27 protein-coding genes, 1 tRNA gene and 1 other RNA gene are annotated in these 25,980 nt (G+C 71.2%); 6 read left to right on the plus strand and 23 right to left on the minus strand.

Going from position 1 to position 25,980, the window contains the following annotated elements:
- Positions 1–41 precede the first annotated feature (41 nt).
- The 9 genes from ACQ143_RS03090 to ACQ143_RS03130 all read right to left on the minus strand — a co-directional run bounded on the left by ACQ143_RS03090 (position 42) and on the right by ACQ143_RS03130 (position 9,134).
- Positions 42–377, minus strand: coding sequence for a bacitracin resistance protein (locus ACQ143_RS03090; protein ID WP_449569243.1), 336 nt, complete (start codon positions 375–377; stop codon positions 42–44).
- A complete protein-coding gene (locus ACQ143_RS03095) occupies positions 374–928 on the minus strand; it encodes a DNA polymerase III subunit gamma/tau (protein WP_449569244.1) in 555 nt (184 codons plus the stop codon). Before ACQ143_RS03095 ends, ACQ143_RS03090 begins: the two co-directional genes overlap by 4 nt.
- A gap of 4 nt (positions 929–932) precedes the next feature.
- The gene (locus tag ACQ143_RS03100) at positions 933–1,661 is read right to left on the minus strand and encodes a copper homeostasis protein CutC (protein WP_449569245.1); all 729 of its coding nucleotides are present in this window, start codon (positions 1,659–1,661) and stop codon (positions 933–935) included.
- 138 nt (positions 1,662–1,799) lie between these two features.
- Positions 1,800–2,825: a ketol-acid reductoisomerase gene (ilvC, locus tag ACQ143_RS03105; protein ID WP_449569246.1), complete on the minus strand. Its 1,026-nt coding sequence runs from the start codon at positions 2,823–2,825 to the stop codon at positions 1,800–1,802.
- A gap of 33 nt (positions 2,826–2,858) precedes the next feature.
- Positions 2,859–3,368, minus strand: a complete 510-nt coding sequence (gene ilvN / locus ACQ143_RS03110; RefSeq protein WP_449569247.1) for an acetolactate synthase small subunit — start codon at positions 3,366–3,368, stop codon at positions 2,859–2,861.
- A 1-nt stretch (position 3,369) separates the two neighbouring features.
- Positions 3,370–5,172, minus strand: a complete 1,803-nt coding sequence (locus ACQ143_RS03115; protein WP_449569248.1) for an acetolactate synthase large subunit — start codon at positions 5,170–5,172, stop codon at positions 3,370–3,372.
- A gap of 42 nt (positions 5,173–5,214) precedes the next feature.
- Positions 5,215–6,921, minus strand: coding sequence for a dihydroxy-acid dehydratase (ilvD, locus tag ACQ143_RS03120; RefSeq protein ID WP_449569249.1), 1,707 nt, complete (start codon positions 6,919–6,921; stop codon positions 5,215–5,217).
- Between the two features lie 9 nt (positions 6,922–6,930).
- A complete protein-coding gene (otsB, locus tag ACQ143_RS03125; RefSeq protein WP_449569250.1) occupies positions 6,931–7,710 on the minus strand; it encodes a trehalose-phosphatase in 780 nt (259 codons plus the stop codon).
- A complete protein-coding gene (locus ACQ143_RS03130) occupies positions 7,707–9,134 on the minus strand; it encodes an alpha,alpha-trehalose-phosphate synthase (UDP-forming) (RefSeq protein WP_449569574.1) in 1,428 nt (475 codons plus the stop codon). Before ACQ143_RS03130 ends, otsB begins: the two co-directional genes overlap by 4 nt.
- 47 nt (positions 9,135–9,181) lie before the next feature.
- Here ACQ143_RS03130 and ACQ143_RS03135 point away from each other — a divergent pair, with 47 nt between their 5' ends.
- Complete coding sequence (locus ACQ143_RS03135) at positions 9,182–9,445, plus strand: hypothetical protein (RefSeq protein WP_449569251.1); 264 nt, start codon at positions 9,182–9,184, stop codon at positions 9,443–9,445.
- A gap of 4 nt (positions 9,446–9,449) precedes the next feature.
- Here the strand turns inward: ACQ143_RS03135 and ACQ143_RS03140 are convergent, their stop codons facing one another.
- From ACQ143_RS03140 to ACQ143_RS03150, 3 genes are read right to left on the minus strand one after another with little or no spacing between them, the layout of a single operon-like run.
- Positions 9,450–10,634, minus strand: a complete 1,185-nt coding sequence (locus tag ACQ143_RS03140) for an acetyl-CoA C-acetyltransferase (RefSeq protein WP_449569252.1) — start codon at positions 10,632–10,634, stop codon at positions 9,450–9,452.
- Positions 10,631–11,278 carry a CoA transferase subunit B gene (locus ACQ143_RS03145; RefSeq protein ID WP_449569253.1) on the minus strand — a complete coding sequence of 216 codons (648 nt, stop codon included), beginning with the start codon at positions 11,276–11,278 and terminating at the stop codon, positions 10,631–10,633. Before ACQ143_RS03145 ends, ACQ143_RS03140 begins: the two co-directional genes overlap by 4 nt.
- A 1-nt stretch (position 11,279) precedes the next feature.
- Positions 11,280–12,080 (minus strand): CoA transferase subunit A, encoded by an 801-nt coding sequence (locus ACQ143_RS03150; protein ID WP_449569254.1) that lies wholly within the window; start codon positions 12,078–12,080, stop codon positions 11,280–11,282.
- Between the two features lie 123 nt (positions 12,081–12,203).
- Here ACQ143_RS03150 and ACQ143_RS03155 point away from each other — a divergent pair, with 123 nt between their 5' ends.
- Positions 12,204–13,010, plus strand: a complete 807-nt coding sequence (locus ACQ143_RS03155) for an IclR family transcriptional regulator (RefSeq protein ID WP_449569255.1) — start codon at positions 12,204–12,206, stop codon at positions 13,008–13,010.
- Here the strand turns inward: ACQ143_RS03155 and ACQ143_RS03160 are convergent.
- From ACQ143_RS03160 to ACQ143_RS03205, 10 genes are all read right to left on the minus strand, one after another.
- The gene (locus ACQ143_RS03160; protein ID WP_449569256.1) at positions 12,994–13,896 is read right to left on the minus strand and encodes an alpha/beta fold hydrolase; all 903 of its coding nucleotides are present in this window, start codon (positions 13,894–13,896) and stop codon (positions 12,994–12,996) included. The genes ACQ143_RS03155 and ACQ143_RS03160 overlap by 17 nt on opposite strands.
- A complete protein-coding gene (locus ACQ143_RS03165) occupies positions 13,893–14,645 on the minus strand; it encodes a 3-hydroxybutyrate dehydrogenase (RefSeq protein WP_449569257.1) in 753 nt (250 codons plus the stop codon). Before ACQ143_RS03165 ends, ACQ143_RS03160 begins: the two co-directional genes overlap by 4 nt.
- Positions 14,638–15,321: a TetR/AcrR family transcriptional regulator gene (locus tag ACQ143_RS03170; protein ID WP_449569258.1), complete on the minus strand. Its 684-nt coding sequence runs from the start codon at positions 15,319–15,321 to the stop codon at positions 14,638–14,640. Before ACQ143_RS03170 ends, ACQ143_RS03165 begins: the two co-directional genes overlap by 8 nt.
- On the minus strand, positions 15,308–16,867 hold the full coding sequence (locus ACQ143_RS03175) for a class I adenylate-forming enzyme family protein (RefSeq protein WP_449569259.1): 1,560 nt from the start codon (positions 16,865–16,867) through the stop codon (positions 15,308–15,310). The genes ACQ143_RS03170 and ACQ143_RS03175 overlap by 14 nt, the downstream gene beginning before the upstream one ends.
- Complete coding sequence (locus ACQ143_RS03180) at positions 16,864–18,012, minus strand: branched-chain amino acid ABC transporter permease (RefSeq protein ID WP_449569260.1); 1,149 nt, start codon at positions 18,010–18,012, stop codon at positions 16,864–16,866. The genes ACQ143_RS03175 and ACQ143_RS03180 overlap by 4 nt, the downstream gene beginning before the upstream one ends.
- Positions 18,009–18,884: a branched-chain amino acid ABC transporter permease gene (locus ACQ143_RS03185; protein WP_449569261.1), complete on the minus strand. Its 876-nt coding sequence runs from the start codon at positions 18,882–18,884 to the stop codon at positions 18,009–18,011. Before ACQ143_RS03185 ends, ACQ143_RS03180 begins: the two co-directional genes overlap by 4 nt.
- On the minus strand, positions 18,881–19,588 hold the full coding sequence (locus ACQ143_RS03190) for an ABC transporter ATP-binding protein (protein WP_449569262.1): 708 nt from the start codon (positions 19,586–19,588) through the stop codon (positions 18,881–18,883). Before ACQ143_RS03190 ends, ACQ143_RS03185 begins: the two co-directional genes overlap by 4 nt.
- Positions 19,585–20,349, minus strand: a complete 765-nt coding sequence (locus ACQ143_RS03195) for an ABC transporter ATP-binding protein (protein ID WP_449569263.1) — start codon at positions 20,347–20,349, stop codon at positions 19,585–19,587. Before ACQ143_RS03195 ends, ACQ143_RS03190 begins: the two co-directional genes overlap by 4 nt.
- Positions 20,350–20,369: 20 nt before the next feature.
- Positions 20,370–21,575, minus strand: a complete 1,206-nt coding sequence (locus tag ACQ143_RS03200) for a substrate-binding domain-containing protein (RefSeq protein ID WP_449569264.1) — start codon at positions 21,573–21,575, stop codon at positions 20,370–20,372.
- 139 nt (positions 21,576–21,714) lie between these two features.
- Positions 21,715–21,790, minus strand: a tRNA-Lys gene (locus tag ACQ143_RS03205).
- A 95-nt stretch (positions 21,791–21,885) separates the two neighbouring features.
- On the opposite strand from ACQ143_RS03205, the gene ACQ143_RS03210 reads away from it, so the two are divergent.
- Positions 21,886–22,719 (plus strand): inositol monophosphatase family protein, encoded by an 834-nt coding sequence (locus ACQ143_RS03210; RefSeq protein ID WP_449569265.1) that lies wholly within the window; start codon positions 21,886–21,888, stop codon positions 22,717–22,719.
- Between the two features lie 25 nt (positions 22,720–22,744).
- Complete coding sequence (locus tag ACQ143_RS03215; protein WP_449569266.1) at positions 22,745–23,341, plus strand: hypothetical protein; 597 nt, start codon at positions 22,745–22,747, stop codon at positions 23,339–23,341.
- A gap of 85 nt (positions 23,342–23,426) precedes the next feature.
- Here the strand turns inward: ACQ143_RS03215 and ssrA are convergent.
- Positions 23,427–23,795, minus strand: a transfer-messenger RNA (tmRNA) gene (gene ssrA, locus ACQ143_RS03220).
- 123 nt (positions 23,796–23,918) lie between these two features.
- Between ssrA and ACQ143_RS03225 the strand changes: the two genes are divergently transcribed.
- Entirely contained in the window at positions 23,919–24,581 is a 663-nt protein-coding gene (locus ACQ143_RS03225) for an SIMPL domain-containing protein (protein WP_449569267.1), read from the plus strand.
- Between the two features lie 31 nt (positions 24,582–24,612).
- Positions 24,613–25,968 carry a M20/M25/M40 family metallo-hydrolase gene (locus tag ACQ143_RS03230; protein ID WP_449569268.1) on the plus strand — a complete coding sequence of 452 codons (1,356 nt, stop codon included), beginning with the start codon at positions 24,613–24,615 and terminating at the stop codon, positions 25,966–25,968.
- Positions 25,969–25,980: the final 12 nt, after the last annotated feature.

Here is a 25,980-nt window from a genome sequence, read left to right on the forward strand (position 1 = left end):
CTCCCAGCCTACCGCTCGTGCAGTGGCGCCCCCGACGAGCATTACGAACCGAGCAGCGATCCCCCGGCGGCCACCGCATAGCCGACCACGTTGAGCCAGAACACCGCGACCAGGCCCAGCCCGGTCAGCAGCAGCAGCGCGAAGGCGCCCGCGGTGCGGCGCAGCCCCAGTGCGAGCGCGCCGGCGAAGACGATGATCGGGAACACGACGGCGAACAGCAGCACCGTCCAGCCCAGCGCGTTCAGCCCGACCGCTCCGCCGGCCTGCGCGATGAGGAAGGCCAGGGCGTTCCAGACCGCGTAGGCGTAGAAGAGGCCGAAGGCGCCCGCGATCGTGGCCGCCACCCAGGTGCGCATGGAGCGGGTCGTGGTGGTCATCGTCCGAACGCTCCCACCATGATGAACGGCCACGGCACCAGCAGCACGGCCCCGGCGGCGAGCCACGCGAAGCGCAGCCACGTCTTCGTGAAGCGGGTGAGCACGTAGGTCGTCGTGAACCAGATGGCGGGGGCGAGCACCGCCAGCACGAACGCGGGCAGGTAGGCGGCCGGCGAGACGAGGAAGACCGCGACGTCGCGCAGCCGCAGACCGCCGACGATCCAGCCGATCGTGTAGAGCAGGTACACCCCGCCGAGCACGCCCAGCGCGACCAGGGCCGCGTTGCCGATGGGCGCAGGCTCATCGACGGATGCCGCGGTGCCGGCCTCGTCGGCTGCGACCGCGCCCGCGGTGTAGGCGGCGCTGCCCTTGCCCAGGGCGGTGTAGCCGTCGGGTAGCGGTTCGGGGGCGGTGTCGGCGGCATCCGGAGCGGGCGCGGTGACGTCGGTCGGCGGCTCCGCGGGGTCGGGCGCCGGGGTGCGCACGTCGAGAGTCGGGTCGTCGTCACCGTCCCAGCTCAGGGCTGCGTCGTCGTCGCGTCCGGTCGTCACCCCTTCAGCGTACTGTCCGGCCGTGCACTGCGGCCACGGCGGCGGCGACCACCGCCGGATCGGTCACGTCATACCCGTCGGCTCCGCCGCCCGGGCCGGCCGCCGCGTCCAGACCGGCGCGTCCGCGCGCGGACAGGTGCACGGCCGCGACGCCGGTGCGGACGATCTGCGGGATGTCGCCGGGCACGATGCCGCCGCCGGCCATCACCTCGATGGCGTCCCCGCCGCGCTGCACGAACCCCGCCAGGCGGTCGAGGCCGAGCACCGACCGGGCGGCGCCGCCGGAGGTGAGCACCCGGTCGATGCCTTCGGCGACGAGCGCGTCGAACACCGCCTCCGGGTGCGGCGCGGCGTCGATGGCGCGGTGGAACACGACGGTCGCGGCGTCGGCCGCCGCCCGCCAGCGGCGGAGCGCCTCCCGGTCCGCTCCCCCGTCGGCCGTCAGCGCGCCGACCACCACGCCGCCGGCGCCGGCGCCCACGGCAGCGGCGATGTCCGCGGCCGCCAGCGCCACCTCGGCGGCGTCGTAGACGAACCCGCCGCCGCGCGGCCGCACGAGCACATTGACCCGCGCGCCGCCCACGGCGGCGCAGGCCGCTTCGATGAGACCGATGGACGGGGTCAGGCCGCCGACCTCGAGCGCCTGGCACAGTTCGAGCCGGTCGGCGCCGGCGTCGATCGCGGTGCGTGCCCCACCGGCATCCTGGACGGCGATCTCGACGGCGACGGTCACCGGGTCAGGCTACTGCGCGCCCGGGCCCGGGCGCGAGTGCCGCCGCGCAGCAGAAAGCCCGCCCGCCGCCGGCCCCGGGTGGGGGCGGCGACGGACGGGCGGAGCCGTGCCGGGTCGGACGGCGGTCTCAGTGCGAGGTCAGCGCGCGGCCGAGCCCTCGACGTAGCCCTCGTCCTGCTGCTTCCAGGCGAACAGGGCGCGCAGGTCCTTGCCGACGGCCTCGATCGGGTGCGAGGCGGCCTTGGCGCGCAGCTCCTGGAACTCGGGAGCACCGGCATCCTGGTCGGCGATGAAGCGCTCGGCGAACGCGCCGGACTGGATGTCGGCGAGCACGCCGGCCATGTTCTGCTTGACACGCTCGTCGATGACGCGCGGGCCCGAGACGTAGTCGCCGTACTCCGCGGTGTCGGAGACCGACCAGCGCTGCTTGGCGATGCCGCCCTCCCACATGAGGTCGACGATGAGCTTGAGCTCGTGCAGCACCTCGAAGTAGGCGATCTGCGGCTGGTAGCCGGCCTCGGTGAGGGTCTCGAAGCCGTACTGGATCAGCTGCGACACACCGCCGCACAGCACGGCCTGCTCGCCGAACAGGTCGGTCTCGGTCTCCTCGGTGAAGGTGGTCTTGATGACGCCGGCGCGGGTGCCGCCGATCGCCTTCGCGTACGACTTGGCGACGTCCCAGGCCTGGCCCGAGGCGTCCTTCTCGACGGCGATGATGTCGGGGATGCCGCGACCGGCCACGAACTCGCGGCGCACGGTGTGGCCGGGGGCCTTCGGCGCGACCAGGATCACATCGACCCCCTCGGGGGCCTCGATGTAGCCGAAGCGGATGTTGAAGCCGTGCGCAAAGGCCAGCGTCTTGCCGGCGGCCAGGTTCGGCTTGATGTGGTCGTTGTAGATGCCGCGCTGGTGCTGGTCGGGCGCGAGGATCATGATGAGGTCCGCCCACGCGGTGGCGTCGGCGACGCTCTTGACCTCGAAGCCGTCCTCCTGTGCCTTGGCGATGGACTTGGAGCCGTCCTTGAGCGCGATGACGACCTCGACGCCCGAGTCGCGGAGGTTCTGCGCGTGCGCGTGACCCTGCGAGCCGTAGCCGACGATCGCGACCTTCTTGTTCTGGATGAGCGAAAGGTCGGCGTCGGCGTCGTAGAAGATCTCGGCCATGTGTGTTTTTCTCCTTGGGTAGTGGTTCGGGGGTCAGCCGCGCAGGATGCGCTCGGTGATGGATTTGCCGCCGCGGCCGATGGCGAGCAGGCCCGACTGGGCCAGCTCCTTGATGCCGAACGGCTCCAGCGCCCGCAGGATCGCGTCGATCTTGCCGCGGTCGCCGGTCACCTCGACCACGAGGGCGTCGGTGGCGTAGTCGACGACGGAGGCGCGGAACAGGTTCACGACCTCGATGACGTTCGAGCGGGTCTGGTTGTCGGCGCGCACCTTGATGAGCATGTGCTCGCGCTGCACCGACGCCGCGGCGTCGAGCTCGACGATCTTGATGACGTTCACGAGCTTGTTCAGCTGCTTGGTCACCTGCTCCAGCGGCAGCGCGTCGACATCGACCACGACGGTGATGCGCGACAGGCCGGGCACCTCGGTCACGCCGACGGCGAGCGACTCGATGTTGAAGCCGCGACGGGCGAACAGACCGGCGACACGCGTGAGCAGACCGGGCTTGTCCTCCACCAGGAGACTCAGGACATGACGGGACATCTCAGTCCTCCTGATCGAACGCGGGCGCGTGGTCACGCGCGTACTGGACATAGCTGTTGCTCACGCCCTGCGGCACCATCGGCCACACCATGGCATCGGCGCTGACGACGAAGTCGATCACGACCGGGCGGTCGTTGGTCTCCAGCGCCGTCTTGATCGCGGCATCCACGTCCTCTTCCTTGTCGACGCGCAGCGCAAGGCAGCCGTACGCCTCGGCGAGCTTGACGAAGTCGGGGATGCGGATGGTGTCGTGACCGGTGTTCAGATCGGTGTTCGAGTACCGGCTGTCGTAGAACAGGGTCTGCCACTGCCGCACCATGCCCAGCGACGAGTTGTTGATGATCGCGACCTTGATCGGGATGTTGTTGATGGCGCAGGTGGCCAGCTCCTGATTGGTCATCTGGAAGCAGCCGTCGCCGTCGATGGCCCACACGACGCGGTCGGGCTCGGCGACCTTGGCGCCCATGGCCGCGGGCACGGAGTAACCCATGGTGCCCGCTCCCCCGGAGTTCAGCCAGGCGTTGGGACGCTCGTACTTGATGAACTGTGCGGCCCACATCTGGTGCTGGCCCACGCCCGCCGCGTACACCGCTTCGGGGCCGGTCAGCTCGCCGATGCGCTGGATGACGTACTGGGGCGCCAGCAGCCCGTCGCTGGTGGGCGCGTAGCCGAGAGGGAACTCGTCGCGCAGCCCGTCGAGGTACGACCACCACTCCTCGATGTCGGGCTTGGTGCCGGCGGTCACGCCCAGGAAGGCCGCGTCCAGGTCGACGAGCACGTCCTTCACGTCGCCTACGATGGGCACGTCCGCGACCCGGATCTTGGAGATCTCGGCCGGATCGACATCGACGTGCACGACCTTCGCGTTGGGGGCGAACAGCGCCGCCTTGCCGGTCACGCGGTCGTCGAACCGGGCGCCGAGCGCCACGATCAGGTCGGCCTCCTGCAGCGCGAGCACCGCGGGCACCGTGCCGTGCATGCCGGGCATGCCGAGGTGCTGCGGGTGCGAGTCGGGGAACGCCCCGCGCGCCATGAGGGTGGTGACCACGGGGGCGCCGGTCGACTCGGCGAGGCTCCGCAGCTCGTCGGACGCCCGACCGCGGACCACGCCGCCGCCCACGTACAGCACGGGCTTGCGCGCCTCGGCCAGCATCTGGGCCGCAGCCTGGATCTGCTTGCCGTGGGCCTTGGTCACGGGGCGGTAGCCGGGCAGGTCGATCTTGGGCGGCCAGACGAACGGCACCTCGGCCTGCTGGGCGTCCTTGGTGATGTCGACCAGCACCGGGCCGGGGCGGCCGGTGCCCGCGATCTCGAACGCCGCCGCGATCGCGGCGGGGATCTCCTCGGCGGTCTTGACCAGGAAGGAGTGCTTGGTCACCGGCATCGTGATGCCGACGATGTCCGCCTCCTGGAACGCGTCGGTGCCCATGAGGGTGGAGAACACCTGACCGGTGATGCACACCAGCGGCATCGAGTCCATGTAGGCGTCGGCGATCGCGGTGACGAGGTTGGTCGCGCCGGGACCGCTCGTGGCGATCGCGACGCCCGTCTTGCCGGATGCCGCGGCGTAGCCCTCGGCGGCGTGGCCGGCCCCCTGCTCGTGACGCACGAGGATGTGCCGCAGCGCCGTCGAGTCCATGAGCGGGTCGTACACCGGGAGGATCGCGCCGCCGGGCAGACCGAACACGTCGGTGACGCCGAGCAGTTCGAGCGAGCGGACGACCGCCTGGGCGCCGGACATCACCGGAGCGGCGGGGGTGCGGGAGGGCGGCCGAGGCACGGCCATCGTCGTGTCAGAAGACATGGAGGAGACCTTCGGATCGATGGGAGGAGGAAATCAGAGGGCCTAGCCCGTCGTCGCGCCCTCCGCAGCGGAGCGCACGAGCTTCGAGTACTTGGCCAAGACGCCACGGGTATAGCGCGGGGGAAGGGGCTCCCAGCCCTCACGGCGGGAGCTCAGCTCTGCCTCGTCGACGAGTAGATCGAGAGTGCGAGCCGCGATATCGACCCGTATCAGATCACCATCGCGCACGAAGGCGATCGGACCGGCGTCCACCGCTTCGGGTGCTATGTGGCCGATGCACAGGCCGGTTGTGCCGCCTGAGAATCGCCCGTCCGTCAAGAGTAGTACATCTTTTCCGAGCCCCGCGCCCTTGATGGCCGCGGTGATGGCGAGCATCTCGCGCATGCCCGGGCCACCCTTGGGTCCCTCGTAGCGGATGACGACGACGTCGCCGGCGGCGATCTCGCCGGCCTCGAGCGCGTCCATCGCGGCGCGCTCCCGCTCGAACACTCGGGCGGGGCCCTCGAACACGGCGGCGTCGAAGCCGGCCGTCTTGACCACGGCGCCCTCGGGCGCGACCGAGCCGTGCAGGATCGTGATGCCGCCGGTGGCGTGGATGGGGTTGTCGAAGGTGTGGATGACGGTGCCGTCGATCGGGTCGGGGTCGAGGTCGCGCATGTTCTCCGCGAGCGTCTTGCCGGTCACGGTGAGTGCGTCGCCGTGCAGCAGGCCCTCGTCGAGCATCGCCTTCATGATGACGGGGATGCCGCCGTGGCGGTCGACGTCGTTCATGACGTAGGCGCCGAACGGCTTCATGTCGGCCACGTGCGGCACCTTGTCGCCGATGCGGTTGAAGTCGTGCAGGCTCAGCTCGACGTCGGCCTCGCGGGCGATCGCCAGCAGGTGGAGCACGACGTTGGTGGAGCCGCCCAGCGCCATGGCCAGGGCGATCGCGTTCTCGAACGCCTCGGGGGTGAGGATGTCGCGGGTGGTGATGCCCTGGCGCAGCAGGTTGACCACCGCCTCGCCCGAGCGGTGCGCGAAGTAGTCACGGCGCCGGTCGGCCGAGGGCGGGGCCGCCGAGCCGGGCAGGCTCAGGCCGAGCGCCTCGGCGACGGAGGCCATCGTATTGGCGGTGTACATGCCGCCGCAGGCGCCCTCCCCCGGCGCGAACGAGCACTCGATGCGCTTGAGGTCCGCCTCGCTCATGCGGCCGGACAGGCACGCGCCGACGCCCTCGAACGAGTCGATGATGGTGATCTCCTTCTCGGTGCCGTCCGAGAGCTTGACCCAGCCGGGGGCGATCGATCCGGCGTAGAGGAAGACGCTTGACAGGTCGAGGCGCGCGGAGGCCATGAGCATGCCCGGGATGGACTTGTCGCAGCCGGCCAGCAGCACCGTGCCGTCGAGGCGCTCGGCCATGACGACCGTCTCGACGGAGTCGGCGATGACCTCGCGCGACACGAGCGAGAAGTGCATGCCCTCGTGGCCCATCGAGATGCCGTCCGAGACGGAGATCGTGCCGAACTGCAGCGGGTATCCGCCGCCGGAGTGCACGCCCTCCTTCGCGCCCTGCGCGAGGCGGTCGAGGCTCAGGTTGCAGGGGGTGATCTCGTTCCAGCTCGAGGCGATGCCGATCTGGGGCTTGTCCCAGTCCTCGTCGCCCATGCCTACGCCGCGGAGCATCCCGCGTGAGGTGGTGGCTTCGATGCCGTCGGTGACCACGCGGCTGCGCGGCTTGATATCGATCGATTCGTCAGGGGTAGGCATGCCCGCAGTCTATTCCCGGTCGGCGGCGCGCATGTCCGCCAGGCGCGTCAGCAGGGTCGCGAGCGCGTCGATGTCGGGCACGCGCAGCGTGGCTGCCGAGTCGCCGGCGCCCACCCGCACGCCGAGGTCGTCGGGGCCGAGCGAGGCAATGGCGTCCTCGTCCGTGACGTCGTCTCCGGCGAACAGCACGGCGGTGGCGCCGGTCGCCTCCCGCAGCACCTGCACAGCGGTGTCCTTCCCCTCGGTGCGGAACGCGTACTCGGTGAGGTTGTGGCCGACGCGGCGGCGCCAGTGCGGCGCCCGCTCGGTCATCATCTCCGCGACGCGGTCGTGCACGTCGTCGGCCGATCCGGCATCCACCAGTCGGGAGTGGATGCCGAAGCCGAACTCCTTGGCCTCCACCCAGGCGCCGGGGATGTCGGCGACGGCCTGCTCGGCGCGGACCCGCAGGCGGTCGCGCAGTGCGAGCTGATCCGGGTCGTCGGCCGCGGGTGTGGCCGGGACCGTCACCTCCGGCGGCGTCCAGTACTCGGCGCCGTGCGAGCCGGCCAGCAGCACCGCGGAGGTGTCGCCGTGCTCGGCGATGACGCGCAGATGGGCCAGCGTGCGGCCGGAGACGAATGCGACGACGGTGTCGGGCGTGGCCAGCAGCGCCTCGACGGCGTCCCGGGCGGCCGGTGCCATCCGCGCCGTCATCGGCTCGTCCACCAGCGGGGCGAGGGTGCCGTCGAAGTCGAGGGCGACCAGCAGCCGCTCGGTGTGGGCCAGGCGCGTCAGGGCGTCGGTCACGACCGCTGCGCCCGCATGCGTTCGAGGTCGGCGATGAAGCGCGCCGACCAGTCGGACACGTCGTGGTCGCGCACCCGGCGGCGCAGGGCCCGCATGCGCCGTCTCTGTTCCTTCGGCTCGAGCTCGATCGCGCGCATGATCGCGTCCTTGAGTCCGTCGATGTCGTGCGGGTTGACCTTGATGGCCTGCGTGAGTTCGTCGGCGGCGCCGGCGAACTCGCTGAGCACGAGGGCGCCGTCGCCGTGCACGCGACTGGCGATGTACTCCTTGGCGACGAGGTTCATGCCGTCGCGCAGCGCGGTCACAAGCATGACGTCCGCCGCCAGGTACAGGGCGACCATCTCCTCGCGCGGGTAGGACTGGTGCAGGTACCGCACGGCGGAGTGGTCGACGGTGTCGAACTCGCCGTTGATGCGCCCCACGGCCTGCTCGATCTCATCGCGCAGCTGCATGTAGGCGCCGACCCGCTCGCGGCTCGGGCTGGCCACCTGCACGAGCGTGACGTCGTCGACCGAGAGCCGGCCGTCGGCCAGCAGCTCGCCGTAGGCCTTCAGCCGGTGCCGGATGCCCTTGGTGTAGTCGAGCCGGTCCACGCCCAGCAGCAGCGTGCGGTCGCCGAGGCCTTCGCGGATCTCGCGGGCGCGCGCCTGGATGCCGGGGTCCCGGGCCAGCTCCTCGTACTGCGACACGTCGATCGAGATCGGATAGGCCTTGGCGACGGCCACCCGCTTGGAGCCGTCGGCGTCGGTGACGGTGATCGTGCCCGCCTTGGTCTCGTAGGCGAACTGGCGGCGCACGGCACGCGCGAAGTTGCCCGCATCGGCGACCCGCTGGAAGCCGACGACGTCGGCGCCGAGCAGTCCCTCGAGCACCTGGCGGCGCCACGGCAGCTGCGAGTAGAGACCGTATGCCGGGAACGGAATGTGATGGAAGTAGCCGATCACGAGGTCGTCACGCAGCTCGCGCAGCATGCGGGGCACCAGCTGCAGCTGGTAGTCGTGCACCCACACCGTGGCCCCCGGCGCTGCGGCGTCGGCGGCCGCCTGCGCGAAGCGGCGGTTCACGCGCACATAGGCGTCCCACCACTCCCGGTGGTAGCCGGGCGGGGCGATCACATCGTGGTACAGCGGCCAGATCGTGTCGTTGGAGAACCCCTCGTAGTACAGCTCGATGTCCTCGCCCGTCAGCGTCACCGGCACCAGGCGCATGCCGTCGAAGTCGAACGGAGCGATGTCCAGGTCGGCGCGGCCGGGCCACCCGACCCACGCGCCGTCGATCGTGCGCATGAACGGCTCGAGGGCGGTGACCAGTCCGCCGGGCGAGCGCCGCCACGGCTCGGCGGGGTCGTCCGAGTGATCGACGGGGAGGCGGTTGGAGACGACGACGACATCGGAGACGGAAGCAGGTGTGGTCACCCCTCCAATCTATCGACGCCGTCGCGTCCTGTCCGGTGCGCAGGTAGCGTGGAGGGATGCGCAACTACGTGTTCGGAACCGGGATCGTGTCGGCGGCCACCGGAGGCCTGGCGCTGCTGCGCGCCCTCCGCGAGGGCGAGCCGTTCACGTGGCGTGTCGCGCTGGCCTGGGTGAGCTGGGGCATCACGCTCGCCCTGGCGATCGGCGCGATCGTCGACACCAAGCGTGCCCGGCGCGGCGAGCTCGTCGCCGGCGACTCCCCCATCTCGGGCAAGGAGCCCAAGCTGGCGCGCGCGGCGCGCCACGAGCACCGCCGCTGACGCCTCAGCGGGTGAGGATGAGCGCTTCGCCCTGACCGCCTCCGCCGCACAGCCCCACCGCGGCGGTGCCGGCGCCGCGACGTACGAGCTCGTGCACGGCGTGGACGACCAGTCGTGCCCCGGACGCGCCGATGGGGTGGCCGATGGCGATGCCGCCGCCGTGCGGGTTGACGATCTCCTCGGAGAGGCCGAGTTCGGACTGCGACCGCGCCACGACCGCGCCGAAGGCCTCGTTGATCTCGACGACGTCGAGGTCGGCCGCGGTGATGCCCTGCCGGGTCAGCGCCTGCTCGATGGCCCGCGCCGGCTGCGCGTGCAGCGAGTTGTCCGGCCCGGCGACCTGACCGGCCGCGCCGACGACGGCGAGGACCGGCCAGTCCTGGTCGTCGGCGTGTGCCCGGGTGGTGAGCACGACCGCGGCCGCGCCGTCGGAGATCTGGGACGAGTTGCCGGCGGTGATCGAGCCGTCCGGCGCGAACGCGGGGCGCAGGCCCGCCAGCGTCTCCACGGTGGTCTCGGGCCGCACGCCCTCGTCGGCGGTGACCTGCACCGGCTCACCCCGGCGCTGCGGGATCTCCACCGGGACGATCTCGGCGTCGAACACGCCGGCTGCGGCGGCCGCGGCCGCGCGCTGGTGCGACAGGGCCGCGACGCGGTCCTGCGCCTCGCGGGTCATCTCGAACCGCGGGTTGAGCCGCTCGGTCGAGGTGCCCATGCTCTCGCGGTCATACGCGTCGGTCAACCCGTCGTAGGCCATGTGGTCGAGCACCTCGACGGAGCCGTACGACCAGCCGTCGCGCGAGCCCACGAGCAGGTGGGGTGCGCGGGTCATCGACTCCATGCCGCCGGCGACGACGACGGTCGCATCGCCGCTGGCGATCATGCGCTTGGCGTCGATGATCGCGGTCAGACCCGACAGGCACACCTTGTTGACGCTCGAGGCGGGGACGTCCCACCCGATGCCCGCGCCGATCGCCGCCTGGCGGGCCGGGTTCTGCCCCGATCCGGCCGGCAGCACCTGCCCGAGGATGACGGCGTCCACGGAGGTGGCGGGGATGGCCCCGCGCTCCAGGGCGCCGGCGATGGCCTTCGCGCCGAGCTCGGGGGCCGTCAGGGCCGCGAGCTGTCCTTTGAGGCGGCCCTGCGGCGTGCGGGCGGCGGCGACGATGACGATGTCGTTGGCAGTCATGAGGTGAGCCCTTCGGGGATGATGAGGGGGGGTTCGGTGGCGGCGATGACCTCGTCGACGCTGACGCCGGGCGCGGTCTCGACCAGCACGAGACCATCATCGGTCACGTCGATGACGGCCAGGTCGGTGATGATGCGGTCCACGACCCCTTTGCCGGTCAGCGGCAGCGAGCACTCGTCGACGATCTTGGCCGAGCCGTCTTTGGCGACGTGCTCCATGAGCACGATCAGCTTTCCGGCGCCGTGCACGAGGTCCATCGCACCGCCGGGACCTTTGACCATCTTTCCGGGGATCATCCAGTTGGCCAGGTCGCCGCGGCGCGACACCTGCATGGCGCCGAGGATCGCCGCGTCGATCTTGCCGCCGCGGATCATGCCGAAGCTGGTCGCCGAGTCGAAGAACGAGGTGCCGGGCAGGGTCGTGACCGTCTCCTTCCCGGCGTTGATGAGGTCGGGGTCGACGGCGTCCTCGGTCGGGTACGGGCCGACGCCGAGGATCCCGTTCTCGGACTGCAGCACGACGGTCACCGAGTCGGGCACGTAGTTCGGCACGAGCGTGGGCAGGCCGATGCCCAGGTTGACGTACGCGCCGTCACTGAGTTCGGCGGCCGCCCGGGCGGCCATCTCGTTGCGGGTCAGGGCCATGTCATGCTCCTTCGGGGATGTCGCGGCTGAGAGCCTGCGCGACCGAGACGGTGCGTCGTTCGATGCGCTTCTCGATGTCGAGGCCGACCTCCACGATGCGGTGCACGTAGATGCCCGGCAGGTGGATCTGGTCGGGGTCGAGCTCACCGGGCGCGACGAGCTCTTCGACCTGCGCGATGCACACCCGCCCGGCCATCGCCGCGAGCGGGTTGAAGTTGCGGGCGGCCTTGTTGAAGATCAGGTTGCCGTGGGTGTCACCCTTCAGGGCATGGACGAGGGCGTAGTCGGTGACGATGGCCTCCTCGAGCACGAACTCGCGCTCCTGCCCGTTCACCTCGAAGGTGCGCACGTCCTTGCGAGGGGATGCCACGGCGACACCGCCGTTGCCGTCGTAGCGGCGTGGCAGCCCGCCCTCGGCGACCTGGGTGCCCACACCGGTCTGCGTGTAGAAGGCGGCGATCCCGGACCCGCCGGCGCGCAGCTTCTCGGCGAGGGTACCCTGCGGCGTCAGCTCGAGCTCGAGTTCGCCGGAGAGGAACTGGCGTTCGAACTCCTTGTTCTCGCCGACGTACGACGAGGTCATCTTGCGGATGCGCTTGGCGTTCAGCAGCACGCCCAGGCCCCAGTCGTCGACGCCGCAGTTGTTCGACACGATCGACAGGTCACCGGTCCCCTGCGCCAGGAGCGCCTCGATCAGTGCGATGGGGTTGCCGGAGAGGCCGAACCCGCCGACGGCCAGCGATGCGCCGTCCGGGATGTCGGCGACCGCCTGCGCCGCGGAGGGGTAGGTCTTGTCGATCACGCGCACTCCTTCGTGTCGTATTTCCGACGCCGCCGCGGCGTCCCTTCCAGCATCGGCGCCCGCCGGTTCCGACGCCAAGCCGGCGCTTGCCATATGGGCATCGGTCGCCGTAGTGTCCACATTATGGAATCCACGACGCGCACGGTCCCCGGCGCTCAGGCGATCGCGCGGGCGGCCGCGCTGCTGCGGCTGGTGACCGCCGGCGGCGAGGTCGGGCGGCCGCTGCAGGAGCTGGCGCGCGACGCCGGGCTATCGCGGTCGACGGCGCACCGTCTGCTGTCGGCGCTGCGGGCCGAAGGCCTGGTCGACCAGGATGAACGCACCGCCCGGTGGCTGCCCGGACCCGAGCTCTTCCTCATGGGCTCAGTCGCCGCGGCGCGGTATGACGTGACGCATCTGGCGCGGGATATCGTCCGGTCGCTGGCGGTCAAGACCGAGGAGAGCGCGTTCCTGTCGGTGCGGCGCGGCGACGAGACGGTGTGTCTGTACCGCGAGGAGGGGTCGTTCCCGATCCGGTCTTTCGTCCTCAGCGAGGGCGTGCGCTTCCCGCTCGGTGTGGCCTCGGCGGGCCTGGCGATCCTGTCCTTCCTGCCCGCCGCCGAGGTCGACGCGTATCTCGACCGGCATCCGGAGATCGCCGCCGACTGGGGAGACGCCCACGATGCGGGCGCCCTGCGCGCCCGTCTGGCCGAGACGCGCGACCGCGGTTACGCCGTCAACCCGGGCCTGATCGTGGCCGGCAGCTGGGGCATGGGGGCGGCGGTGTTCGACCAGCAGGGTCGTCCGGAGTGGGCGCTGAGCCTGACCGGCGTGGAGTTCCGCTTCGGACCCGACCGGGTGGCCGGGCTGGGCCGCCTGCTCATGGCGCACGCGCACCAGCTGACCACCCGCATCGTGTCGGCCCGGCGCCGCCTCAGCCCACGGCAGTGAGCTGTCGCAGCACGGTCTCGGCCACCCGCTGCGCACCGGCGGGCGCCATCACCACGGTGTAGTGGTTGAGTCGCTCCCACCGCTCGTGCACGACCGAGGGGTACTCGGCGAGCAGCCGTTCGAGGTGCTCGGGGGCGTACAGGCCCGGCTCCTCGTTCTGCAGCCCGCGGGGCACCGTGATCAGCCGCGTGGGATGCCGGTCGATCCGGCCCAGTGCAGACAGCAGCGCCTCGCCGCCGTGCAGGTCGGCGGTGTCCTCCTCGACCATGCGCAGGCTCGTGGCCGGGCGGCGCTGCGGCCCGTCGGGAACGAGGTCGTAGTCGAGGTAGTGCTCCAGCTCGGGCGTCCAGTCCGCGGCGAAGGCCGGATGGGTCCGCCAGAAGTCCAGGTACGCGGTGGTGTCGGCGAACCGCATGTCCAGGCGCGCGGCCGTCGGCCCCAGGATCGCGGCGACCAGCTCGGCCGGCGACAGGCCCTCGGGGGCGGCCACGGGCAGTCCCCCGTCGACGAGAAGCAGCTCGGTCACCAGGTCGGGATGCCGGTCGGCGAACACGACCGCGACGAACCCGCCCATGGAGTGCCCGACCACGACGGTGGGCGCCAGGTCCAGGGCGGCGAACACAGCCGCCAGATCGTCGGCGTGCCGCGCCATGCCGGCGGACCCGCCGACGGTGCTGCTGCGGCCACGACCGCGCAGGTCGGGCGCGATGACGCGGACGCCCGGCAGGGCTTCGGCGACGAACTGCCAGGCCAGGTGCGACGCGGTCACCCCGTGGACGAGCACGGCGGTGGGTGCGCCGGCATCCCCGCCCTCGGGGTCCCACACGCCCACGCGCAGGTCTCCCCCGGGAACGGCCACATCGACCGTGCGATAGCGGTGCGTCATCGTGCCGTCCACCCGCCGTCCATCGTGTAGCTGGCGCCGGTGACCATGGCCGAGTGGGGCGAGGCGAGCCAGCCGGCCAGCGAAGCGACCTCTTCGACCTCGACCAGGCGCGGGATCGCCGATTCGGTGAGCATGATCTTCTCGACCACCTCGTCGGGACCGATGCCGTGGATGCGCGCCTGATCGGCGATCTGCTTCTCCACCAGGGGCGTGCGGACGTAGGCCGGGTTGATGCAGTTGCTCGTGACGCCGTGCGGCCCACCCTCGAGGGCCGCGACCTTCGACAGTCCTTCCAGGGCGTGCTTGGCCGACACGTAGGCGGACTTGAACGCGCTCGCGCGCAGGCCGTGCGCACTGGAGATGTTGATGATGCGCCCCCAGCCGCGCTCGTACATGCCCGGCAGGGCGGCGCGGATCAGCAGGAACGGCGATTCGACCATGAGCCGGTGCATGAACCGGAAGCGTTCGGGGTCGAACTGCTCGATGGCCGCGACGGTCTGGATGCCGGCGTTGTTGACGAGGATGTCCACATCGAGGTGCAGGTCCTCCTGCGCGGCGGTGTCGGACAGGTCCACCACCCAGGCTTCGCCGCCGACCGTGGTCGCCGCGGCGTGCGCGGCGTCGGCGTCGACGTCGGCGACGGTCACGTGGGCGCCGCGCCGGGCGAACTCCTCGGCGCACGCCAGCCCGATGCCGCTGCCGGCGCCGGTGATGAGTGCCCGCCGACCGGCGAGATCCTGTTCAGCCACGGCGTTCTCCCTTGCTCGTGCGCGCTGCCAGCGCGTTGCGGATGAAGCGCATCATGTCGTCGACCACGGCCGGGTCGATCTGCGCGGGCGCGTTGCCGTCGGCGTCGCGCTCCCAGAGCAGGTAGCGCATGCCGATCAGCTCACCGGCGCCCATGAGCGCCCAGGCGGTGACCTCCGGATCGAGCGCCTCGTCGACGTCGCCCTGCCGCTGTGCGGCCCGCAGACCCGCCTCGTACCCTTCGACGATGCGGGTGTAATGCAGGCGCAGCGTCTCCGGGGAGACGAACTCGGCTTCGCGCACGACGCGGTACAGCGCGGGGTGGGCGGCAGTGAACCGGAAGAACCCCTCGAAGCCGGCGCGCTCGGCGGCGATGCGGTCGGTGGCGCCGGCCATCGCCTCGGCCATCGAGTGGCGGACGCGGCGGTTGAGGTCCACGACCAGCTCTTCGAAGATCTGCTGCTTGCCGTCGAAGTAGAGGTAGAAGGTGCCCAGGCCGATGCCGGCGTGCTCGGTGATCTTCACGATCGACGCCTCGTGGTAGCCGTACTCGGCGAACACCTGCTCGGCGGCCTCGAGCAGGCGGCGGCGCGTGGCCTCGCCGCGCTGGGTCAGCGGCTTGCCGCTGGCCGACAGCACGACGGGCGGTTCCAGGTCGACGGGGTCAGCCGCGGTCACGGGCATCCTCCTCGGTCAGGGCCGCGGCGCGGTCACGCAGCCGGGCGCGGGCGATCTTCTCGATCGACGATCGGGGCAGTTCGGTGACGATCTCGGCGCGCACCGGAACCTTGAAGCCGGCCAGCTCGGTGCGGGCGTGGGTGAGCACCTCGTCCTCGCTGAGGACCACGTCGTCGACCGGCACGACGAAGGCGACGCCGCGCTCCCCCCAGACAGGGTGGGGGGCGCCCACGACGGCGGCGTCGGCGATCAGCGGGTGGCGCAGCAGCGCCTGCTCGACTTCGGCGGGGGCGACGTTCTCGCCGCCGGAGATGAAGATGTCCTTCATCCGGTCGACGACTGTGTACACGCCGTCGGCGTCCCGGTGCACGACGTCGCCGGTGCGCAGCCACGGCCCGGACATGGTGCGCGCGGTGGCGGCGTCGTCGTCGAGGTAGCCGGCGAAGACGCTGGGGCCGCGGACCCACAGTTCGCCGGTGGCCACACCGGCCAGCGGCAGCTCGGTCGCGGGGTCGACGACCTGGACGTCGACGTGCGGGTAGGGACGGCCGACGGCTCCGGGGTGGTTCGGCGCCTCGTCGGCGCGCAGCGCCAGCACGTTGGGGGCCGCCTCGGTGAGCCCGTAGCCCTGGGCGAGCGGGACGCCGGCGTCCAGCCACTGCCGGGCCAGGGCCGGCGGCATGGTCGCCCCGCCCACGACGGCCGCGCGCAGGGTGCGGACGGCCGCCGGCGAGAAGAGCGGGTCGTCGGCGAGCAGCCGGTACTGGGTCGGCACGCCCATCATGGCGGTCACGCCCCGCTCGGCGATGAGCTGGAGCACGCGGTGCGGCTGGAAGGAACGCTCCAGCACGACCGTCGCCCCCACCGACCAGGCCAGCAGCGGCTGCACGTTCCACGCCGCGATGTGGAACTGCGGCAGCATCGCCAGCACCACGTCGTCGGCGTTCAGCGGTACCGCTCCGGCCAGCGCGAGGTTGTTCCAGAAGCAGTTGGCGTGGGTGAGCACCACGCCCTTGGGCGCGGCCTCGCTGCCCGAGGTGAAGATGATCAGCAGCGGGTCGTCGTCGCGGACCGGGCCCGCCGGGCGCACACCGCCCCGGCGGGCGGGCACCCGGGTCTCGATGCCGGTCGTGCCCAGGGTCGCTGCGGGCGGCCGCCGGTCGGTCCGGGCCAGTGCCTCCTCGGCCAGCCCCTCGTACTCGTCCTCGATCAGCACGAGCGCGGCGTCGGTCCGGGTGATCACCGCGGCGAGCTCGCGCGGCGTGAGCCGCCACGACAGTGGGGCGAACGCGACCCCGGCGCGGGCGCAGGCGAAGAAGGCCACCACGTGGTCGATCGAGTTGCCCGAGACGGTGGCGAACCGGTCGCCCGGGCCGTAGCCGGCGGCGCTGAGCGCGGCGGCGAGGTCGCTCACGCGGCGTTCGAGAGCGCGGTACGAGATCGTCACCCCGCGATCGTCGATGGCGATGCGGTCGCCGTCCCGCGCTGCGCGGTCGCGCAGCCACCGGGCGATGGTGTGCGGCTCGTCGAGCAGGTCGGGCGTCATGTGCGCACCTCCGACCGTTCGGCCGGCTCGGCCGCCTGTTCGGCGTCGTCGATCCGGCTGAGCTGCGTGCGGGTGCGCTCGCCGCGGCGACGCCGCACCGCGGCATCCACGGTCCCGGCGATCCCGCCGGGCAGGAACATGACCACGAGGATGAACATGACGCCCAGCAGGAACAGCGGCTCCGACAGCGGGATGCGCAGCACGTCGGGCAGCGCCTCGATCCATTCGGAGCGCGCCAGGACCGTCAGCCGCTGGTCGAGGATCGTGTACAGCACACCACCCAAGATGGCACCCCAGCGGAACCCGACGCCACCGAGCACCACCATCACCAGCACCGTGATCGTCAGATCGGCGCCCACGGCGTAGGGCTGTGTGCCCGACTGCAGCAGCATGTAGGCGACACCGCCCAGCGACGCGCAGCCGGCGGCGACGAGGAACACGACGAGCTTCGCCGCGTAGGGCCGCATGCCCAGCACCCGCACGCGCAGTTCGTTCTCGCGGGTGGCTTCGGCCAGGTGTCCCAGGCGTGAGCGGTCGACCCACAGCACGACGAGGTACACCACCACGAGCACGATCAGGGTGAACCAGTACAGGTTGCGGGTGTTGACGACGCCGACGAGCCAGTCGGGCACCTGCTCGGTGGGCAGGCGCATGCCCTCCTCACCGCCGGTGATCTGCTGGTTGCGGCGCACCAGCACCGAGCCGGCCTGCGCGAAGGCCAGCGTCACCATGGCGAAGGGAATGCCGGAGACCCGCATGGCGACCGCTCCGGTCAGCAGCGCGATCAGCAGCCCGCCCACCAGGGCGATGAACACGCCCGGGAACAGCGGCACACCCAGGTATTTCAGCCCGATGCCGAGCCCGTAGGCGCCCGCGCCGAAGTACAGCGCGTGCCCGAACGAGAGCATCCCGGCGGTCCCCAGCAGGAGGTTGTACGACAGGGCCACTGCGGCGAACACCATGCACAGCGAGAGCAGAGCGAGTGTGCCGGGCGTGTAGGTCGGGCCGGGCAGGATGCCGGGGACGGAGATGTTCAGCAGCGGCAGCACCGCCATGATCACGACCAGGATGCCGCCGGCGACGAACGGCAGGTAGGTGCCGGCCCGGCCGCGGATGAGCGTGGGTACTCCGGTGGTGACGGTCATGCTGCCCTCCCCATGAGGCCGCGGGGCCGCACGAGCAGCACGACCGCGAGCAGGGCGACGACGATGAAGTCGCCGGTGCCCTCGAGATAGAAGTTGGCGAACTGCTGGAGCACGGCCACCAGCACCGAGGCGATGGCGGCGCCCGTGAGGGAGCCGAGACCGCCGATGACCGTGACGATGAACGCGAAGATCAGCAGCCCCGAGCCCAGATGCGCCGAGACGAAGGTCGAGTAGTGCATCGCCAGCACCCCGCCGATGCCCGCGGCGGCACCGCCGATGGCGAACACGAGCGTGAAGCTGCGGCGCACGTCGATGCCCAGCGCCGTGACCATCGAGCGGTTCTCGACGCCGGCGCGGATGATCATGCCGTACCGGGTCTTGCGCAGGAACAGCACGAGCGCGGCCAGCACGATCGCCGCGGCGGCGATGAGCACCCAGTAGGTGTTGGGGATGCGGGCGCCGAGCACCTCGGTGGTGCCCCGCAGCCACACCGGCCCGGAGATGTTGATCGCGTCGGTGCCCCAGATGCCCTCGAACAGGGCGACGGCGGCGAACGAGAGTCCGACGGTGACCAGCACCTGCTCGATGTGGCGCTCGTAGAGCGGCCGGATGAGGACCAGTTCGGTGAGGGTGGCGAACACCGCACCGACGACGGCACCGACCAGGATCGACACCAGGAACGAGCCCCACGACGCGGTGCCCAGCGCCTGCGCCACCTGCCAGCCGATGAAGGCGCTCAGGGTGAGGAAGGCGCCGTGCGCGAAGTTGAGCACGTGCATGAGGCCGTAGATGAGGCTCAGGCCCGAGGCGACGAGGAAGTACAGCGCCCCCAGCCCGATGCCGGTGAGCAGGATCAGGATGAGACTGCTCATGCCGCCGCCTCCGCACTGACGCCCAGCAGGCGCGTCGTCAGGGCGCTGTCGGCGAGGATCTCGCCGGCGTCACCGGTGTGCACGACCCGGCCCCCGGCGATGACGATGGCGCCGTCGGCGAGGCGACGGACCACGTCGAGGTTCTGCTCGACCAGCAGGATCGGCACCGTCTTGGCCGCCTCGGCCAGCGCGTCGGCGACCTCGGACACGATCTTGGGGGCGAGGCCCTTGGTGGGTTCGTCGACCAGGAGCAGCACGTTGTCGTTGAGCAGAGCGCGGGCGACCGAGACCATCTGCTGCTGGCCGCCCGAGAGAGTGCCCGCCATCTGCCCGCGCCGCGCGACCAGGTCGGGGAAGAGTTCTGCGACGAACTCGCGCCGCGGGTTCTTGGTGCGTTCGGCCATGGCGAGGTTCTCGGCGACGGTGAGTCGGGCGAACACCTCGCGGTCTTCGGGCACGTAGCCCACGCCGCGCTGCACGATGCGGTGCGTGGGCAGCGTGTCGATGCGCTCGCCGGCCAGGGTGACGGCGCCGCGCCGCTGGATGAGGCCCAGGATGCCGCGGATGGTCGAGGTCTTGCCGACGCCGTTGCGGCCCAGCACCGCGGTGATGCCGGTGGCGGGCACCTCGAACGAGACGTCTTCGACGACCTGCTGGCCGGCGATCGAGGCGCTCAGGTGCTCGACGGTGAGGATCGGGGTCATGCTGCGGTTCCCAGGTAGGCGCTCTGCACGAGCGGATCGGCCATGATCTGCGCGGGGGTGTCGAAGGCGATGATCGAGCCGGCGTACATGACGGCGACCTTGTCGACCAGGCCCATGAGCACCTCGATGTGGTGTTCGACCATCAGCACGGTGCAGTTCTTCTCCCGCTGCATCGCGCGGATGTTCTCGATGAGGCCGGGCACATCGCCGGAGGCGACGCCCGCCATCGGCTCGTCCAGCAGGACGATGGAGGCGTCGGTGGCCAGCAGCACGGCGATCTCGAGCTTGCGCTTGTCCCCGTGCGAGATGTCACCGGCCGCGGTGTCGAGCTTGTGGTCGAGCCCGACCAGGGTCAGCTTCTCGAGCGCCAGGGCGGTGGCCGCGTCGGTGCGGCGGGGGAACCGCAGCAGCGAATAGTTGCCGCCGAGGCTGACCTGGGCGGCCAGCCGGACGTTCTCGAGGACGCTGAGCCGGGGGAACAGGCTCGACGTCTGGAAGGTGCGCCCCAGCCCCGCCCGCGCCCGGTGCGGCACCGACATCCGGGTGATGTCGGCGCCGTCCATCAGGATGCGCCCTGCCGTGGGCCGGAGGATGCCGGAGATCACGTTGAACAGCGTGGTCTTGCCGGCACCGTTCGGGCCGATCACGCCGACCAGGGAGCCGGGCGTGATGTCGAGGTCGACGTCCTTGAGGATGGTCGCTCCCCCGATCTGCAGGCCGAGGCCGTCGATCGTGAGCGCAGACGGGGTTGAGGTGCTCATCGAGAGGTGACTCCGATCGCTTACTGGGCCTCGGCCGGCGCGACGTCGTCGGCGGCGACCGTCGCGACCAGCTCGGGCACGAACGAGTCGCCGTCGGCGACGAGCTTCACCTGGTACATCTCCTGCAGGAGGGCGTGGTCGCTCGCGCGGACCGTCGTGGTGCCCTTGGGACCCTCGAAGGAGTAGCCCTCCAGTGCGGAGACCATGGCATCCACATCGCCGGCACCCTCGCGGATCGCGTGTACGAGCATGAGCGCGGCGTTGAAGCCGTCGGGGGTGAACAGGTCGGGGATGCCGCCGGCGGCGGTGACCGCTTCGACCATGGCGTCGTTGACCTCGTTGTCGGGGCCACCCGGGAAGTAGTGGTTCAGGAAGCTGATCTTCTCGGAGGCCTCGCCGTAGGCGCCGAAGGTGACCGCGTCGCCGAGCCCGGTGACCACGGGGATGTCGTCGAGCACGCCCTGCTGGCTCATCGCCTGCCACATGGCGCCGGAGGTGGCGCCGGCCCAGGCGACGAACACGAGGTCGGGGTCGCCCGCGAGCACCTGCTGCGCGAAGGTGGTGAACTCGGTCACGTCCTCAGCCACCAGCACGCTGTCGACCTCGGCGCCCTTGGGTCCGAGGATGGCCTCGACAGCGGCCTGGTTGCCCTGGCCGAACGCGGTGTTCTGGGCGAACACGGTCACCTTCTTGCCCTCGATGTCGTCGAGGAAGGTGCCCGCGGTGGCCACGTCCTGCGCCGACTGGCGGCCGGTGCGGAACGTGTAGTCGTTGAAGCCGGTGACGGCGTCGGCCGCGGCGGGGCCTGACAGGAACAGCACCTGGTTCTGCCCGGCCTGCTCGGCCAGGGCCAGCGCGACGCCGGACGAAGCGCTGCCGGCGAGGATCTGCACGCCTTCGCCGATGAGCTCCTTGGCGATGGTGACCGCCGTGTCGGGGTCGCCGGCGTCGTCGCGGTAGTCGACCGTGATCTTGGTGCCGTCGACTTCGCCGGTGCCGTCGGTGGCGTAGTCCAGGCCGGCGCGGAAACCGTCGAGGTACTGGGCGCCGTACCCGGCCAGCGGGCCGGTCTCGCTCGTGATCACGCCGACGGTCACCTCGGCCGGACCGCCGCCGTCACCGGGGTTCGCGTCGGCGGGCGCGTCAGCCGGCGGCGCACATGCCGTCAGGACGAGGGCAGCCGTGGCGACCACGGAGCCCAGGAGAAACTTCTTCGTAACTCGCATGTGAGTGCCTTTCACCATTGGAAGCAAACCTGAGAGCTGATTCAGGTTGTGCCTATCATGCGCGGCGGCTCCGCAGATGTCAACTCGGTGAAACGACGAAACCCCCGCTGCGCGTGTCGCGACAGCGGGGGTTTCGGGGTGGTGCACCCCCTGGGACTCGAACCCAGAACCCACTGATTAAGAGTCAGTTGCTCTGCCGATTGAGCTAGAGGTGCATCTGGTCAGCCATCAGGCGAACCGAGGGTCAACGTTACCATCTTGATGCCCGGGTTCGCCAATCGAGCCACGGTCGGCACCGTAAGCTTGAGACGTGACTCCCCCCGGTGCCGCTCTGAGCTGGTCGACGCCCTACGACGGTGATCTGTCCGCCGACCTCGAGGTGGCGCAGCGGGCGGCCGATGCGGCCGACGCGGTGACGATGGCGCGGTTCGATTCCGCCGATCTCGACATCCAGCTCAAGGCCGACGCGTCGTTCGTCACCGAAGCGGATCTGGCCGCCGAGCAGGCCGTGCGGGCGGTGCTGACCGGGGAGCGCCCGGACGACGGTCAGTTCGGCGAGGAGTTCGGTGTGACCGGCACCGGCTCGCGCCAGTGGATCATCGACCCGATCGACGGCACCGCGAACTACCTCAAGGGCATCCCGATGTGGACGACCCTCATCGCCCTGGTCATCGACGGTGTCCCACGCGTGGGCGTGGCCAGCCAGCCGGCGATCGGCCGCCGCTGGTGGGCGGCGTCCGGCCTGGGCGCGTGGACGAACCAGCCCGGAGGCCCGCCGCGCCGACTCGCCGTGTCGTCGGTGACCGACCTCGCCGAGGCGAGCGTCAGCTTCCAGAGCATCGCGCAGTGGGACGGTGCCGGACGCACCGACGCGCTGCTGCGCCTGTCCCGCTCGGTGTGGCGCGACCGCGGCTACGGCGACGCCTGGCCGTACATGCTGCTGGCCGAAGGGCGTCTCGAGTTCGTCGCCGAGTTCGACGTGAAGGAGTACGACATCGCGGCGCTCGTGCCGATCATCCACGAGGCCGGCGGGAAGTTCACCGACATCGAGGGCAACGATTCCCTGTCGTCCCGCTCGTCCCTGGCCACCAACGCCCGCCTGCATGACGCCTTCCGCGCCGTCATCGACGACACCTCCCACTGACCCGCACCCGGAGCACGCCCCCACCATGCCCTCACCCCGTCTCCCCCGCATCGCCGCCGCCGTGGCCCTGGGCGCAGCGGCCCTGCTCACCGTCGCGTGCGCCGCGACGCCGGAGCCCGGACCTACGCCGGTGGATGCGGCGACCGACGCCGCCGTCGACCCGGCGCCGGTCGCAACCCCCGCGCCGGCGGAGACGACCGCTCCCGAGCCCGAGGAGCCGATCGAGGTGACCTGTGACACGCTCATCTCGGCCGACCTGCTCGCCGACCTCGAAGCGCAGGGCTGGACCGCGAAGGAAGAGCCGTTCGCGATCGGTGAGGCCACCTTCGACGACGGGGTGAGCTGCATGTGGGGAGACTTCTCGACAGCCACCGGCAACGTGCTGATCTTCGCGTGGGCACCCGTCACCGCCGCCGAGACCGAGGCCGCGCAGGCACAGCTCGAAGCCGACGGGTGGATCCGTGAGACCGGCGACGCCGGCGTCTACTATACGGAGGACCCTTCCCTCGCGCTCAACGTCGACGAGAACGGTTACGGCATGACCTACCTGTTCGCCGACGACAGTGTCGCACTGTCGGACACCAAGCAGGGCCTGCTGCTCATCGAGGATCCCGCCGCCTGAGCCCGCGGCATCCACGTGCCGACGAGAAAGGGCCCGGGCGTCGCATGATGCGCGACTCCCGGGCCCTTTTCCTGTGACAGTGGCGTCGTGGAGATGGGGGGAATCGAACCCCCGTCCATCGCTGGGATACTGCGTCTTCTCCGGGCGCAGTCTGTGCAGACGTTCTGCTCGGCTCCGACCTTTGTCACAGACACCTAAGTCGACGAGCCCAGTCTGGGAGAAGTCCCGAACGGCGTCCAGACGCCACCGTTCAGCAAGACCCCTAGATGACGCCAGGGTCCGTAGCGGGGTCGCCTACGGTCTGACGGACTTCAGGCTCGCTTACGCAGCGAGGGCGAAGTCAGTGCGCTTTGCATCGGCACTTATTGGTTCGCAGAGATCGTTAACGAGATAACCCTGCATCCTCGGCCCGCTTCCCGCAGATTCGCAGGCGATGTCGAAACCGATCATCCCCGTGAGCCTGGCGGCGAATGAGCCACTGTCACGCTGTGGAGTTGTGGACTCGGATGCCGGGGCACCCGAGCGTTACAGCCTACAACACCGGGAGTGCCCGCGCCATTCCGCGTAGAGTCACGGCATGAGCGAAGTGATCATCACCGTGCGCGGCGAGCACGAGACGCGTCTCGCCCCGGAAGAGGCCGTCGTGAGCGTCAGCGTGCGCAGGGACGGGCCGGACCGCGGCGCGGTCGTGGAGCAGGTGGCCGCCCTCGCCGGTCCGCTGCGCGAGGATCTCACCGCACAGGCGGCCGACGGCGCGGTCCGGGAATGGTCCAGCGGGCAGGTGTCGGTGTGGGCGCACCGCCCGTGGAACGAGCAGGGTGCCCAGCTGCCGCTCGTGCACACCGCCGCCGTGGAGATCGCGGCGACCTTCGCCGACCTCGCCGCCCTGTCGGGCTGGCTGACTCGCACAGCCGAGATCGACGGCGTGCACGTGGACGGCGTGCAGTGGCGCCTCACCCGCGAGACGGCGGCGGCGACACGCACCGAGGTGGCGGCAGCGGCTGTGCGTGACGCGGTCGAGCGCGCGACGGCGTACGCGGCGGCCCTGGGTCGCACGGCGGTGACGGCGCTCGAGATCGCCGACGTCGGTCTGCTGTCGCAGCCGGATGCCGGCCGCCCCGAGATGCTGCGGATGTCCAAGGCGTCGTTCGCGGCGGATGCCGGCGGCCCGACACTCGAGCTCCGCCCGGCGGACGTGGTGGTCACCGCAGCCGTGGAGGCGCGTTTCGCCGCGCGCTGACCGGCCGGTCTGCGCCCGTAGAGTCGATGGCATGAGCCTCAGCACCTCACCCGCCGCTCCCGTCGTCCGTCCGGGCATCGCCGACCGGCTCTCCCGCATGATCTCGCTGCCGACGGTGTCAGCTGAGCTGGACAGCCGCGGCATGGCGCCGTTCGAGGAGTTCGTGGCGCTCCTGGGCGAGCTGTACCCCCTGGTCCACACGCACCTCGAGCGGGAGCGCATCACCGATCTCGGCCTGCTTTACCGCTGGCCGGGCGCCGACCCCACCGCCGCACCGGTCGTGCTCATGGCCCACTACGACGTCGTGCCCGTCGACGAGTCCGACGCGTGGTCGCACCCGCCGTTCGCCGGCGTCGTCGCCGACGGCTGGGTATACGGGCGCGGGGCGCTCGACGACAAGGGCCCGCTGATCGTGACGATCGAGGCCGTCGAGAACCTGCTGGCGGCCGGGTTCACGCCCCCGCGCGACGTGTACCTGTCGTTCGGCGGCAACGAGGAGACCTACGGCGGCGCGGCACGGCGGATCGCCGAGCACCTGCACGAACGAGGCATCGTCCCGTGGCTCGTGCTCGACGAGGGCGGCGCCGTGGTCGATGCGCCGCTCCCCTTCGTCACCGGCACGGCCGCCATGATCGGCGTGGGCGAGAAGGGGGTGGCCACGGTCCGGCTCGCCGCCCGCGGTGACGGCGGCCACGCCTCGACACCGCCGGCCCTCACCGCGGTCGGGCGCGTCGCCCGTGCCGTGGGCCGGCTCACGCCCGGCACCTTCCCGGCGCGGGCGCCCGCCGCCGTCACCCGCATGCTCGACATGTTCACCGCCCGCACCACGGGGCCGGCCAAGCTGCTGTATCGGCTGCTCGCCACGGTCCCCCCGCTGACCGCGCGCCTCTTCGCCGCACTGGGCGGCGAACCGGCGGCGATGGTGCGCACCACGGTGGCGGCGACCATGTCCGCCGGCGGCACTGCGGCGAACGTCCTGCCCTCACAGGCCAGCGCGATCCTGAATCTGCGGATCGCGCTCGGCGACACGGTCGCCGGTACCGTCGCCCGCGTGCGGCGCCGCATCGACGACGCGCAGGTCACCGTCGAGCTGCTCGAGGGCAGCGACCCGTCCCCCGAGTCCGCGGTCGACTCCGCGCAGTTCGCGCTGCTGCGCGACGCGCTGACGGCCTCCCACCCCGAGGCGATCGCCGTGCCCTACGTGATGATGGCGGCCACCGACTCGCGGCACTTCCACCGGTTCTCCCCCGCGGTGTTCCGCTTCGCGCCGCTGGCGATGTCCGCCGCCCAGCGCGCCGCCATCCATGGCGTCGACGAGCGGGTGGAGATCAGCGAGCTGGAACGCGGCGAGCGATTCCACCGCGCGCTGCTGCAGCGGCTACAGTGATCCCACCCGAAT

It is taken from the genome of Microbacterium pollutisoli (assembly GCF_053586795.1).